Genomic DNA, 12,183 nt, shown 5'->3' with positions numbered 1-12,183 from the left:
CAAGGAGATCCCTGATGACCACCGCCACGAAGGCCCTGCTCATGCTCGACTACCAGGTCGCGCTCTGCGAGGAGGGGCCGCACCTGCGGATGCCCCCGCTCGCCGCGCAGATCGCCGAGCGCGGCGTCCTCGCCACGGCCGAGCGGGTGCTGGCCGCCGCCCGCGCGGCCGGGACGCTCGTCGTGCACGTCCGGCTCGCGTTCGACCCGTCCTACCGGCTCCGCACCAACCGGCTGCCGCGCTTCGGCCCCTACGAGGAGCAGCGCGCGATGCTCGCCGGCTCGCCGGAGGCGCGGATCGTCGAGGCGCTGGCGCCCATCGACGGAGAGCCCGTCGTCGACAAGGGCTGCGTCGACCCGTTCGTCGGGACTCCGCTGCGGGACGTCCTGGCCGCCGAAGGCGTCACCGAGGTCGTCCTCGGCGGCGTCGCCACCAACCTGGTCGTGGAGTCCGCCGCCCGGCACGCCTCCGACTCCGGCCTCCAGGTGACCGTGGTCGAGGACATGTGCGCCTCCTTCCGGCCCGAATTCCACGCGTTCTCCGTGACGAACATGCTGCCGCTGTTCGGCTCCGTGACCGGCTCCGCCGAGCTCGCATTCTGAGGGGACGCCACGTCATGACCGAACAGATTCACCGCTACGACGTCGTCGTGGTCGGCGGCGGGGTCGCGGGCCTGTCGGCCGCGGTCTCGGCGGCCGAGAACGGCGCCCGCGTCGCGCTGCTGGAGCGCTCCCCGGAGGCCGAGACCGGCGGCAACACCCGCTACACCGAGGCGTTCCTGCGGATGAAGTCGCTCGACGAGGTCGCCGACGGCTTCGAGGACGCCCTCGTCGACGACTTCATGGGCCATCCCGACCCGTCCATCGTCAACGACGCGGCGCTCCCGCCCCGGCGGCAGGGCGCGCTGTACCGCGCCACCCACACCGTCGACCCGGACTACGTCGCCGTGCTGGCGGAGAACGCGCCGCCGACGCTGCGCTGGATGTCCGGCCACGGCGTCCGGTTCGACTTCATGCCGACCCCCTTCCTCACCCGCTCGACGACCCGGATGGCGCCGGTCGGCGGCGGCCTCGCCATCGTCGAGACGATGGGCAAGGCCGCGCGCGGGCTCGGCGCGGAGTTCCACTTCGCGACCACGGCCCGGCGGCTCGCCTCGTCCGACCGCGGCGTCACCGGCGTGTTCGCGCACACCCCGGCCGGCCCCGCCGTGTTCGAGGGCGCCGTCGTCCTCGCCAGCGGCGGCTACCAGGGCAACTTCGAGCTGATGGCCCGCTACCACGGCGACAGGGCGCTGACCTGCCGCCCCGTCGCCAAGGGCGGCAACTACAACAAGGGTGAGGGGCTGGAGATGGCGCTCGCGCTCGGCGCCGCCACCGCCGGGAACTTCGCTCTCTTCCACGCCGAGCCGATCGACCCGCGCAGCGGCGAGCCGGAGGCCGCGATCTTCTGCTTCCCCTACGGCGTCCTCGTCAACAAGGAGGGGCTGCGGTTCGTGGACGAGGCGCGCGGCACCGTCGACGCCTGGTACGAGCGGACCACCCGCGCCGTCCAGGCCCAGACCGACGGGATCGCCTGGGTGATCCTCGACCAGCGGGGGCTCGCGGTGCCGAACCTGATGGCGGGCGTGCGCACCGACGTCCCGCCCGTCACCGCCCCCACCATCGGCGACCTGGCGCGGGCGCTCGGCCTGCCCGCCGCGACCGTCGAGCGGACCGTCGAGGCGTACAACGCGGCCTGCCCTCCCTCCGACGGCTTCGACCACGGCGCGCCCGACGGCCTCGCGACCACCGGGCTGGACGTCCCGAAGTCGAACTGGAGCCGGCCCGTCGAGCAGGGGCCGTTCGCCGCGTACCCGATCATGGCGGCGAACGTCTTCAGCTTCGGCGGACTCAGGACCACCTCCGCCGCCGAGGTCGTCGACCGCGACGGCCGTCCCATGACCGGCCTGTACGCGGCGGGGGAGCTGACCGGGCTGTACTACTCCGACTACACCGGCTCGACGTCGGTGCTGCGCGGCGCGACGTTCGGGCGGATCGCCGGCGCGAACGCCGCCCGCGCCGCGGCGGGGGTGTGACCGTGCGGATCTGGCACCAGTCCTTCACCGTCCTCGACGACGTCCCGCACTACCGCGACGCGCTCGCCCGCCACCTGCGGTCGCAGGCCGCCCCCGGGACCGAGATCGACTTCCACGGGATGAGGCCCGGCACCTACCCGTCCGACTATCCCGGGACGCACATCGGCTACGCCTACCTCGCCGGACTGCACAAGGAGCAGTTCGTGCACGCGGCGCTGCGCGCTCAGGACGAGGGCTACGACGCGTTCCTGATCGCGACCATCCCCGACACCGCGTACGAGGAGGTCCGGACGATCGTCGACATCCCCGTCATCGCGTTCGGCCAGACCTCGGTCCTCATGGCCGGAACGCTCGGCGACCGGGTGGGGATCGTCACCTTCATCGCCGCCCTCGAACCGCAGCTCCGCCGCAACATGCGCGACTACCGGCTCGACCGCCTCGTGGGGCCCATCGTGCAGGTCGAGGCGGAGTTCACCGACGTCATGGCGGCGTACGCCGGCCCGGAACCGCTGCTGGACGCGTTCACCCGCGCCGCGCGCAAAGCGATCGCGGACGGCGCGAACGTCATCGTCCCCGGCGAGGGGCCGCTCAACGTGTTCCTCGCCGACCAGGGCCTGTCCCGCGTCGACGACGTGCCGGTGCTCGACTCCCTCGGCACCTGCGTCCGCGTCGCGGAGCTGCGCGCCGCGCAGTACCGGGCCACCGGCCTCGCCCCGGCGCGGACCGGCTTCTACGGGGCGCGCCCGCCCCGCCCGCTGATCGACGCCGCGCGGGACTTCTACGGCACGAGCGGGACGCTGTCATGACCTGGGACACCGAGGTCGACGTGGCCGTCGTCGGCGGCGGGGCCTGCGGCGTGATGACCGCGCTGCGGGCGGCCCGCGACCCCGGCCGCGTCGTCGCCGTCTTCGAGAAGTCCGCGCGTGAGGGATGCAACGCCGCCATCTCGTCCGGCTCCCTCGCCGCCGGAGGCACCCGCTTCCAGGAGGCCGCGGGCATCGACGACTCGCCGCAGCGGCACGCCGACGACATCCTGCGCGCCAGCGGTGACGAGGAATGGCGCCCGGTGGTGGAGGCGCTCTGCGCGGCCGCCCCGCGCGTCGTGGAGTGGATCGCCGACACCGGCTACCCGATCGAGCTCGGCACCGACATGCCCCGCGCCGGGATGACGGCCCTGCGCCTGCACACCGACACCGGCCGCCTCGGCGGCGCCCGCCTCATGCGGCACCTGCGCGGCCTCCTCGAAGCCCGCGACAACGCCGCCTTCGTCGACGAGGCCCCCGCCGTCGGCCTCATGTCGGACGGCGGAAAGGTCACCGGCGTCGTCATCGCGCAGAACGGCTCGATGCAGCGCGTCCGGGCCGGCGCCGTCGTCCTCGCCACCGACGGCTTCGCGGCCGACCAGAACCTGGTCGAGCGGCACCTGCCCCACCTCGGCACGCCGTACTACGGCGGCGTCTCCACCTCGACCGGCGATGCGCTCGCCTGGGCGGAGCGCCTCGGCGCCCAGGTGCGCAACATGGGCGCCGGCCTGCGCTCCGGCCTCGTCGTCGTGGACCACGGCACCCGCGTGTCCCCGGCCCTGCCGTTCAACGGCGCCGTCCTGGTCAACGCCGACGGCGAGCGCTTCGTGGACGAGGAGTCGAAGGGCTACTCGTCCATGGCGGGCGTCCTGCAGCGGCAGCCCGGCGAGCGCGCCGCGATGATCTGGGACGCCGCCGCGATGGCCGCCACCCGCGAGTCGGAGATGATGCGCGAGAGCCTCGCCGCGGGCGCCGTCCGCGACTGCGCCACCCTCGACGACCTCGCCGCCTGCCTGGGGCGGACGGCCGCGGAGACCGAACGCGCACTGACCCCGCTGCCCGGCCGCCGCAGGCTCACCGCCCCCTACCATCTCGCCTGGGTCACCCACGGCCTGCTCGCCACCCAGGGCGGCCTGGTCATCGACCCGTCCGGCCGCGTCCTGAACGGGGCCGGCGAGCCGATCCCCGGCCTGTTCGCGGGCGGCGGCGCCGCCTGCGGCCTCGCCGGACCCCACTCCGACGGCTACCTGTCCGGCAACGGCCTGCTCTCCGCCTTCGGCATGGGCTGGATCATCGGCGGCGGGCGCGGGCTCAGCCCGGCGCCGGCGCGGTCCGGAAGGCGGGGATGACCTCGCGTCCGAAGCGGCGGATGCACTCCAGCTCCTGCTCGTGGCCCGGCCCCGACGCCATCCGGAAGGACATGATCAGGTAGTCGGGGCCGATCGCCTCCTCGAAGGCGCGGATGGAGGCGACGCAGTCGTCCGGGCTGCCGACCACCAGGCGGTCGATGCGGTGGCGGTCGAAGTGGAAGTCCTCCTCGGAGGTGACGTCCCGCAGGAAGGGCTCGCGCTCGGCCACCCAGCGGGGGACCTTCTCGAAGTAGAACCAGTGGTCGGCGCGGATGTGCGGCCACCAGGTGCGCTCGACCTCGTCCAGCGAGTCGGCCACCCAGCCGTCTCTCAGGAGGCTGACGCCGAGCCTGTCGGACGTGCCGTACTCCTTGCCCGCGGCACGGTAGAGGTCGGCCCAGTCCTTCATGACGTGGATGTTGTGCAGCGGATCGGTCGGCCACGGGCAGCCGAAGCGCGCCGCCCGGCGCACGCCGGGCTCGGACATCGCGCCCAGCCACAGCCGCGCTCCCACCGGCCGGGGCGTGATCCGGCCCCGGACGTCGAAGTGCCTGCCGTGGAAGTCCAGGTCCTCGCCGGCCCACGCCCGCTGCACGATCTCGATGCACTCCTCGAAGCGCGACACCTGGGAGCGCGGGTCGAGCCCGTACAGCTCGAACTCGGCGGGGAAGTTGCCGAGCCCGCAGCCCAGCCGCAGCCGCCCGTTCGCGAGGATGTCGGCCATCGCCGCGTGCTCGGCGACGTGGACCGGGTGCTCGAACGGCAGCAGGTGGATCGTCGTGCCGATCTCCACGCGCTCGGTGATCGCCGCCAGCGCCCCCAGCGCCGCCCAGGGGGAGGGCGGATACCCGTCCGGCATCATGTGGTGCTCGGGGATGAACAGCCCGTCGAAGCCCACCTCCTCGGCGACCTCGGCGGCGGCGAGGACCTCGCGCCAGCGGCCGACGATGTTCGCCGCGTCGGGCGGGTCCTGCGGACGGAACAGGATGCCGAACTTCATCGGCGGCCTCTCTCCTCTTGTGCGGCGGCTCCCGAGGTTCCCGCCCACCACCGTAACGTCCGGAAACTGGCGGAACATGTCCCCGAACCGCCACATGCGCGGCACGGATCCCGCGGGCGTCCGGCCGTCGGCGGACGCCGGACGCCCGCGTGCGGGTCACGGGCTGCTGGGCGAGACCGTGGGCTGCGGCGCGGGCGCGTTCAGCGCCTGCTGGTCGGCGAGCGCGATGGCCAGCTCGCCGGCGGCGGTGGGGTGCAGGGGCGCCTCGGCGCCCGTCCCCTGGACGAACGGGCCCTGGGAGCAGAGGCCGTGCCCGGAGAAGTGCTGCGGGACGGAGCGGAACCCGAAGGCGCGGGCCCCCCTGTCCAGCAGGGCGTTCATGTCCGCCAGCCGTCCCCGGAGCGCGTCGGCCATCGCCTGGTCGACGCCCTGCGACCGGAGGCAGTCGACGTTCTCGCCGAACGGGTCGTAGTACTGGTTGATGAGGACGGTCGGGTGCTGCGGCAGCCGGTTCAACTGGCCGAGCAGGTCGTAGTAGTCCTTGGCGAAGGTGTTGAGCTGCTGCTGGTAGTAGGCCGTGGAGGCGCGGTCGTCGCAGGCCTTCGCGGCCAGGCAGAGCCCGGTCAGCTGGGCCCAGCGCACGTCGTTCGCGCCGATGCTGACGATGACCACGGACGCCTTGCTCGCCCGCTGGGCGACCGCCAGCTGCGGGGGAGCGACCCGGTGGCCGACGTTCTGGACGTCGAGCAGGCCGGACGCCACCGTCGCGCCGCTGCACGCGAGGTTCAGGACCTTCCACCGGTTGGACTGCGCGAGGTAGACCGCGTACGAGTCGCGGCTGCGCTTGCACGCCCGGTCGAGGGCGTCCGGGTCGTCCACGAGGGGATTGCCCATGGCCGCCGCGGTGGAGTCGCCGATGACGACGGCGTTGACGTCGTTGAGGGCCGGGCCCCGCGCCGGCGGAACGGGGGAGGACGGCGCCCGTCCCACGAGGTCCTCGACCGAGCGGACCCTCTTCAGCGCCTCCGGCGTGCTGGAGGCCAGCAGGTACACGCACGCCGAGTTCGCGGCGAGCACGCACAGCACCCCCGTCGCCAGCACCTTGACGCGGGTGGCGCCCGACCAGTGCTGCACTCCCGCGAGCGCCGCCAGCAGCAGCGCCGAGAAGCCGGCCGAGACCAGCGTCTCCCACAGCAGGTAGCGGCGCCAGCCGTCGGTCAGCCGCGCGCTCAGGTCGAGGGTGCCGTGGTCGCCGTCCCGGGCGAACTGCCCGACCTGCGCGTTGATCGTGATGTGGGTGAGCTCGAGGCGGGGGCGGATCGGGCCGCGGAACTCCGGCCGGGTCGAGATCGCCTGCCCGAACAGGTTCACCTCGCCCGGTCCCGAGCCGGACAGGCGCGGGGACGTGGCGCCGACCTGCACCGTCTGCCCGGCCGCCTTGACCGTCTGCATGGGGGTGACGCGCACCGCCAGCCAGATCGACAGGGCGCCGAGGAACAGGCAGGCCACCACGTTGAGCAGGATCCTCACCCGCCGGCGCCAGGCGGGCGGCTCAAGGCGGCCGGTCGTCGTCCGGTCCTTGCTGGACTTGATCAGCTGCATCGTCTCGTCTCTTGTCGGGGACGGGCCGTAGCTGGTCTTCCCAAGCGGCCACCGGTGATTCGTCACTCTTCCGCTCGACCTCCGGAACGGACCGGCAGCCCGAGGGCGGCGGGCCCGCCGCGGCGCTCACGGCGCCGGGGTCAGGGGGCGGCGAGCGGGAGGCGGGTGGTGAAGCGCGCCCCGTGCCCGGGGCGGGAGTCCACGGTGAGGGTGCCGTGGTGGGCGCTCGCGATGTCGCGGGAGATGGGCAGGCCCAGCCCCGTGCCGTTGGGGTCGCGTTCGCGGGAGCTGTCCAGGCGGGTGAACCGCTCGAAGATCTCCTCGTGCCGGTCGGGCGGGATGCCGTCGCCGTCGTCGGCGACGGTCAGCACCGCCGCCGCCTGCTCTCCCGGCGGCCGATCGACGTCGAGGGTCACCTCGACGCGGCTGTCGGCGTGCCGCTGGGCGTTGTCGAGCAGGTTGGCGAGCAGCCGGTCGATGAGCAGCCGGTCGCAGTCCAGCACGACCCGCCGGGCGAGCTTCCCGATGATGTGGATCCGGTCGGTGGCCTCGCGCCGGCGGAGCTCGGCGGCGACGAGGGCGCTGAGATCGGTGCGCTGCGGGTGCAGCGGCTGCCCGGTGTCCAGCCGGGTGAGCGTGAGCAGGTCGGTCACGATGGCCTCCTGGCGCTCGACGCTGGCGAGCACGTCGGCGGCCACGCGCGGCCACCGCGCCTCGGGGTCGGCGAGCGCGTTCTCCAGCCGCAGGCGGATCGACGTCAGCGGCCCGCGCAGGTCGTGGGAGGCCTCCGAGGTGAGGTTGCGGAGATCGCTGACGGCCGTGTCGAGGCGCGCGAGGGTCGTGTTCATGGTCTCGGCCATGGCCTTGAGCTCCTCGGGCTCCGGCACGGGGACCCGGCGCGCCAGGTCGGTGGCGGTGATCTCGGCGAACTCGTCGCGGATCTCGGCCATGGGCGCGAGGACGCGGCTGCCCGAGCGGTGCACGATCGCGTACACCATCGCGGCCCCGGCCACCGTCGCCACCGCCGTGGCCGCCGCCAGCCGCCGCGACCCGTACCAGGGCACCCGGGGGAAGGCGAGATAGATCATCAGCGGGGCCTTGCCGCGCTGGCGGTGGGTGACCTCGGCCGGAATGCGCGTCGCGAGCAGCGTCCTGTCCCCGGAGCCCCGGGTGCGCCACGGCCGGCGCGGGCTCCGCAGCCGGTGCTCGACCTGCGTCCGCGCCCGGGGCGGGACGACCCGGCTGAGAGGCGGGCCGTTCTCGAGGCCCTCCGTCGCCGCCAGGATCCGGCCGCCGGCGTCGATGACCTGGACCGCGTTCCCGAACCGGCTCGGCAGCGTGGGGCTCAGGGGCCCGCGCAGCATCTGGTGGAACAGCTGGTCGACCGTCAGCTCACCGCGTTCACGCGCCAGGACGGCCCGGTCCCGGCCCGCCTTCCGGAGGAACAGCATGGCGGTCCCCGCCGCCTCCAAAGCGGTCAGCCCGGCGGCGGCCAGCGCCGAACTCGTCCGAAGCGGCAGCCGCTCCACCTTGCGGAGCGGCAGACCCAGCACGCCCACCGGCACGACCCTTCTCAAGCGAAAGAACGCTCAGGTTGGCTGTATCCCCGGGACCCGAAGGCGAACGAACCCCGAGGCAAAGTTGTCTCCAACCATGCGGCCCGCCACCGCATGGGAAAATGTCGCGTGATCTCGGGGAGCGGCGCGGAACCGGACGGCGAGCGCCTCCCGCCGCGGGTCGCGCGTTCGATGCTGTGGACGGCGCTGGCGCTGCTCTTCTGCATCCGGGCGTTCGACGCGGCCAGAGGCGGCGTGGACGCGGAAGGGCTGCTCCTGGCGGCGGCTCCCTATCCGCCGTTGGTGGCGTTGCTGGCCGGGCGGTTTCGGCTGGACGTCCGCATCGGGCTGCTGATGGCCTCGGCGGTGCTGGCGCTGATGCCGTTCGCCGTGGTCGGCATGGCGTGGGGATGGTTGCCGTGGACGGTCGTGGCCGGCGTGCTGGTCGCACTTCCGGCGCGGGCGTCGTGGCCGTTGCTCGGGGCCGTCCTGGCGGCCACGGCCGCCGCCGGCATGGTGGCCGGGGAGCCGTTCCATGTCTGGGCCTGGCGGCCGCTGGCCCTGGCGACGGACGCGCTCATCGTGTTCAGCCTGCACACCGTCAGCGGCCTGGTGGCGGACCTGCACGCCACGCGCGACGAACTGGCCGGGATCGAGACGCTCAAGGAGCGGCTGCGCCTGGACGCGGAGCTGCGCCGGACCGTCGGGGCCGGACTGCGGTCGATCGCCGGGAGGCTGGCGGCGGCGGACGGGGCACCGCCCGAAGACGCCCGTGCGGTGATCCGCGAGGCGACCGAGACGGCGAGGCGAACGCTGGCCGAGGTCCGTTCGATGGCCGGCGCGTACCGTGCGGAGGGGAGCCGCCGCACACCGCCCCCGGTCCGGTCGCCGGGGTTCGTCCGCGTCATCCTCGCCGCCGTGGTGCTCATCCAGGCGGTGCGGCCGCTGATCAACGTCTTCGCCCTCTCCGGAGACCCGCGCTGGCTGTGCCCGCTCGTCCCGCTGCTCGCGGCGGCCGTGGTGCTGCTGCTGTCGCCGCCGTCGCGCGGGCGGCTCGTCGCGCTGGCGCTGCTGCTGGTCCCGGTGGCCTGGCCGGGGAGCTACGCGGCGGGCACGCTGGCGGTGGTCAGCAACATGTGGGGCCTGCTCATCGGTGCGGCGCTGGCCTGGGTGCGCCCGCCGAGATCGTGGGCGATCGCCGCGGCCGTCCTCGCGCTGCAGGTCGTGCTGTGCGTCACCCCGCCTCCCGTCGCCTCGCCGGCGGACATGGTGACGAACGTGCTCTCCCCCCTCATCCTGGCGTGGCTGTTCTACGGCCTGTCCCGGCTCGGTGACCTGGTCGTCCTCCTCGACCGGGCCCGGCACGAGCTGGCGGCGGCCGCCGTCGCCGCCGAGCGCGTCCGGATCGGGCGCGACCTGCACGACGTCCTGGGGTTCAGCCTGTCGGCGGTGGCGCTGCGCGGCGAGCTGGCCCTGCGCCTGCTGGACCGCGATCCGGTGCGCGCCGCCACCGAGCTCGCGGCGCTGGTCCCCGTCCTCGAACGGGCGCACGCCGAGCTCGGCGCCATCGCGGGCGGACGGGTCCGCCTGGAGCCGCGCCACGAGGTCGACGCGGCGATCGAGGCGCTGGAGGCCGCGGGCATCGCCGTCCGCGCCGAGGTGGAGACCGGGCCGCTGCCGGACGGGACCGGCACCGCCCTTGCCGCCGTTCTCCGCGAAGCCGTCACCAACGTCCTTCGGCACAGCCGCACCCGCACCCGCACCATCACGGTCACCCGATCGGACGGCGCCGTGCGGCTGCGGGTCGCCGACGACGGCGACGGCCGGCTCCGGGCGCCGGCCGGCGGGGGAACGGGCCTGGAGAGCCTGGCGGCCCGCGCCGGCGGGCGGCTGTCGGCGGGGCCGCGCCGGGAGGGCGGCTTCGAGGTGGTGGCCGAGTTCCGGTCAGATCCACCCGGACTCGGTGGCGATGCGGACGGCGTCGATCCGGTTGCGGGCGCCGAGCTTGCCGACCGCTGAGGTCAGGTAGTTCCGCACCGTCCCGTAGGACAGGAACAGCCGCTCCGCGATCTCCATCGGCTGGGCGCCGGTGGCCGACAGGCGCAGCACCTCCGTCTCCCGCTGCGTGAGCGGGCTCTCCGGCGCCAGCAGCGCCGCGGACGCGAGCGCCGGATCGATCACGCTGCCGCCCGCCGCGACCGTGCGGACCGCCGCCGCCAGCTCGTCCGGCCGGACGTCCTTGCGCACCGGGAGGCGGCGATCGCGCTGCTGCGGGAGAAGCTGCCGATCAACGACGGGCTGCGCCATGCCAGCCTCAACCCGACCGTGCACGCCGAGGAGGACGGCACCGCGACCGCGCTGTCCTACCTGCTCGGCGTGCTCGTGGGCGAGGACGGTGACGGGCCGCAGCGGCCCGTCATCGCGGGCGAGGGCCTGCGGGTCGACCGGTTCCGCAAGGAGGACGGTCTCTGGCGGATGACCGCCTGCACCGTGGACCAGATGTGGGTGCACAGCTCGTTCCCCATCCCCATCCCCGACGCCGAGCGAGCGCACTACCGTCTGGACGCCGCCTCCCGGCCCCCCATCTGATCGACCGAAGACCTGCGCGCCCCCGGGCCCCCCGCCCCGCCGGTCTTTTCGCAGGCACGGAGAGAACACGCGGCCGGGCAAGGACGACGGCCGGCGGTCGACGATGGTGACGCGGCCGAGCGGCGAGCGCTGCCGCTCGGCCGACACCGGGACCGGTCGTGCACCTTTGGTGAGGCTTACCTTATATTCGACCGATGCATCCTTCTGAGATCCGGACGGTGACGACCGAGGCGGAGCTGCGGGACATCGTCCCGGACCCGCCGCGGCCCCTCTGGGACAAGGACATCGGCAGGATCGACGAGCACGCGCGCACGATCATCGCGCACTCGCCGCTCGTGCTGCTGGCGACCGCGGACGCGGAGGGTTCCTGCGACGTCTCGCCGCGCGGGGACCCCGCCGGCTCCGTGCTGGTCCTGGACTCCCACCGGCTGGCGCTCGCCGACCGTCCCGGCAACCACCGGGCCGACAGCTTCCGCAACGTGCTGCGCAACCCCCGCGTCGGCCTGCTCTTCCTCGTGCCGGGGATGAACGAGACGCTGCGGGTGAACGGGCGCGCGACGCTCGTGTCGGACGCGCCGTTCTTCGACGACCTGGTCGTCCAGGGCAAGCGGCCGCGGCTGGCGCTCCTCGTCGACGTCGAGGAGCTGTACATGCACTGCGCGAAGGCGTTCCTGCGCTCGTCCCTGTGGGACCCCGGCACATGGCCGGACCGCGGCGCACTGCCCACGCTCGGGCGGATCGCCAAGGACCACATGGGACTCAAGGACCTGTCCGCCGACGCGATCGACGCGGACCTCGCCGTGGACGCCGCGACGAACCGGTACTGACGATCCGCCGGCTTCGAGGTCACAAGCGGCGGTGCTGATCGCGTTTGTCACCGCGGCGGCGATTAACGCCGGCGGGCGACGCCGAGAAGAATGGAAACCGTGGGTGGCAGCGGGTCCGCCGCACGACGTCATGATGGAGGCACCGATGTTCGGCTTCAAGATCCTCCCCACCCTCGCGGCCGTGGTGCTCGGCGCCGGCATCGCCACCGGGAACGGACGGGCCGCCTTCATGGCGGCGCTGGCGCTGCTCGGGCTCCAGTGGGTGATCGGGAAGGTGCGCTCCTGAGCCACGGCCGCCCCTCGGCCCAGGGCGCGGGACGCCCGGCGACCTGGACGACCGCTTCCCGGGACCGCTAGACCCGTGACCCACCGCAGGGCGGCTC

The 12,183-nt window shown here is 74.0% G+C and carries 12 protein-coding genes; 8 read left to right on the top strand and 4 right to left on the bottom strand.

Going from position 1 to position 12,183, the window contains the following annotated elements; translation table 11 throughout:
• The first annotated feature begins 14 nt into the window (after positions 1-14).
• From J4557_RS08875 to J4557_RS08860, 4 genes are read left to right on the top strand one after another with little or no spacing between them, the layout of a single operon-like run.
• Positions 15-602 (top strand): cysteine hydrolase family protein, encoded by a 588-nt coding sequence (locus tag J4557_RS08875; protein WP_208265960.1) that lies wholly within the window; start codon positions 15-17, stop codon positions 600-602.
• 14 nt (positions 603-616) lie between these two features.
• The gene (locus J4557_RS08870; protein WP_208265959.1) at positions 617-2,074 is read left to right on the top strand and encodes an FAD-dependent oxidoreductase; all 1,458 of its coding nucleotides are present in this window, start codon (positions 617-619) and stop codon (positions 2,072-2,074) included.
• 2 nt (positions 2,075-2,076) lie between these two features.
• Positions 2,077-2,880, top strand: a complete 804-nt coding sequence (locus J4557_RS08865; RefSeq protein WP_208265958.1) for an aspartate/glutamate racemase family protein — start codon at positions 2,077-2,079, stop codon at positions 2,878-2,880.
• Entirely contained in the window at positions 2,877-4,226 is a 1,350-nt protein-coding gene (locus tag J4557_RS08860; protein ID WP_208265957.1) for an FAD-dependent oxidoreductase, read from the top strand. Before J4557_RS08865 ends, J4557_RS08860 begins: the two co-directional genes overlap by 4 nt.
• Here the strand turns inward: J4557_RS08860 and J4557_RS08855 are convergent.
• The 3 genes from J4557_RS08855 to J4557_RS08845 form a co-directional block, all read right to left on the bottom strand.
• Positions 4,189-5,226: an LLM class flavin-dependent oxidoreductase gene (locus J4557_RS08855; protein WP_208265956.1), complete on the bottom strand. Its 1,038-nt coding sequence runs from the start codon at positions 5,224-5,226 to the stop codon at positions 4,189-4,191. The genes J4557_RS08860 and J4557_RS08855 overlap by 38 nt on opposite strands.
• A gap of 156 nt (positions 5,227-5,382) precedes the next feature.
• Entirely contained in the window at positions 5,383-6,828 is a 1,446-nt protein-coding gene (locus J4557_RS08850; RefSeq protein ID WP_208265955.1) for an SGNH/GDSL hydrolase family protein, read from the bottom strand.
• 140 nt (positions 6,829-6,968) lie between these two features.
• On the bottom strand, positions 6,969-8,387 hold the full coding sequence (locus tag J4557_RS08845; protein ID WP_208265954.1) for a sensor histidine kinase: 1,419 nt from the start codon (positions 8,385-8,387) through the stop codon (positions 6,969-6,971).
• A gap of 126 nt (positions 8,388-8,513) precedes the next feature.
• Between J4557_RS08845 and J4557_RS51585 the strand changes: the two genes are divergently transcribed.
• Positions 8,514-10,403, top strand: a complete 1,890-nt coding sequence (locus tag J4557_RS51585; RefSeq protein WP_208265953.1) for a histidine kinase — start codon at positions 8,514-8,516, stop codon at positions 10,401-10,403.
• On the opposite strand, the gene J4557_RS49400 is transcribed toward J4557_RS51585, so the two are convergent.
• The gene (locus J4557_RS49400; protein WP_307799556.1) at positions 10,329-10,691 is read right to left on the bottom strand and encodes a response regulator transcription factor; all 363 of its coding nucleotides are present in this window, start codon (positions 10,689-10,691) and stop codon (positions 10,329-10,331) included. The two genes, J4557_RS51585 and J4557_RS49400, sit on opposite strands and share 75 nt — an antisense overlap.
• On the opposite strand from J4557_RS49400, the gene J4557_RS08830 reads away from it, so the two are divergent.
• The 3 genes from J4557_RS08830 (at position 10,644) to J4557_RS08820 (ending at position 12,086) form a co-directional block, all read left to right on the top strand.
• Complete coding sequence (locus J4557_RS08830) at positions 10,644-10,973, top strand: nuclear transport factor 2 family protein (RefSeq protein ID WP_307799593.1); 330 nt, start codon at positions 10,644-10,646, stop codon at positions 10,971-10,973. The genes J4557_RS49400 and J4557_RS08830 overlap by 48 nt on opposite strands.
• A 194-nt stretch (positions 10,974-11,167) precedes the next feature.
• On the top strand, positions 11,168-11,800 hold the full coding sequence (locus J4557_RS08825; RefSeq protein ID WP_208265952.1) for a pyridoxamine 5'-phosphate oxidase family protein: 633 nt from the start codon (positions 11,168-11,170) through the stop codon (positions 11,798-11,800).
• Between the two features lie 103 nt (positions 11,801-11,903).
• Complete coding sequence (locus tag J4557_RS08820; RefSeq protein ID WP_208265951.1) at positions 11,904-12,086, top strand: hypothetical protein; 183 nt, start codon at positions 11,904-11,906, stop codon at positions 12,084-12,086.
• Positions 12,087-12,183: the final 97 nt, after the last annotated feature.

It is taken from the genome of Actinomadura nitritigenes, from assembly GCF_017573545.1.
In the GTDB taxonomy this organism is placed as follows: domain Bacteria; phylum Actinomycetota; class Actinomycetes; order Streptosporangiales; family Streptosporangiaceae; genus Spirillospora; species Spirillospora nitritigenes.
Note: the sequence above shows the minus strand (reverse complement) of the source record. Positions and strands in the feature narration are given on the sequence as shown.

What these genes read in the sequence shown, in the direction of transcription:
- J4557_RS08860 (WP_208265957.1), top strand. Translation starts at nt 2,877, where the DNA reads ATGACCTGGGACACCGAGGTCGACGTGGCCGTCGTCGGCGGCGGGGCC.
- J4557_RS08855 (WP_208265956.1), bottom strand. Translation starts at nt 5,226, where the DNA reads ATGAAGTTCGGCATCCTGTTCCGTCCGCAGGACCCGCCCGACGCGGCG.
- J4557_RS08850 (WP_208265955.1), bottom strand. Translation starts at nt 6,828, where the DNA reads ATGCAGCTGATCAAGTCCAGCAAGGACCGGACGACGACCGGCCGCCTT.
- J4557_RS08870 (WP_208265959.1), top strand. Translation starts at nt 617, where the DNA reads ATGACCGAACAGATTCACCGCTACGACGTCGTCGTGGTCGGCGGCGGG.
- J4557_RS08825 (WP_208265952.1), top strand. Translation starts at nt 11,168, where the DNA reads ATGCATCCTTCTGAGATCCGGACGGTGACGACCGAGGCGGAGCTGCGG.
- J4557_RS49400 (WP_307799556.1), bottom strand. Translation starts at nt 10,691, where the DNA reads ATGGCGCAGCCCGTCGTTGATCGGCAGCTTCTCCCGCAGCAGCGCGAT.
- J4557_RS08875 (WP_208265960.1), top strand. Translation starts at nt 15, where the DNA reads ATGACCACCGCCACGAAGGCCCTGCTCATGCTCGACTACCAGGTCGCG.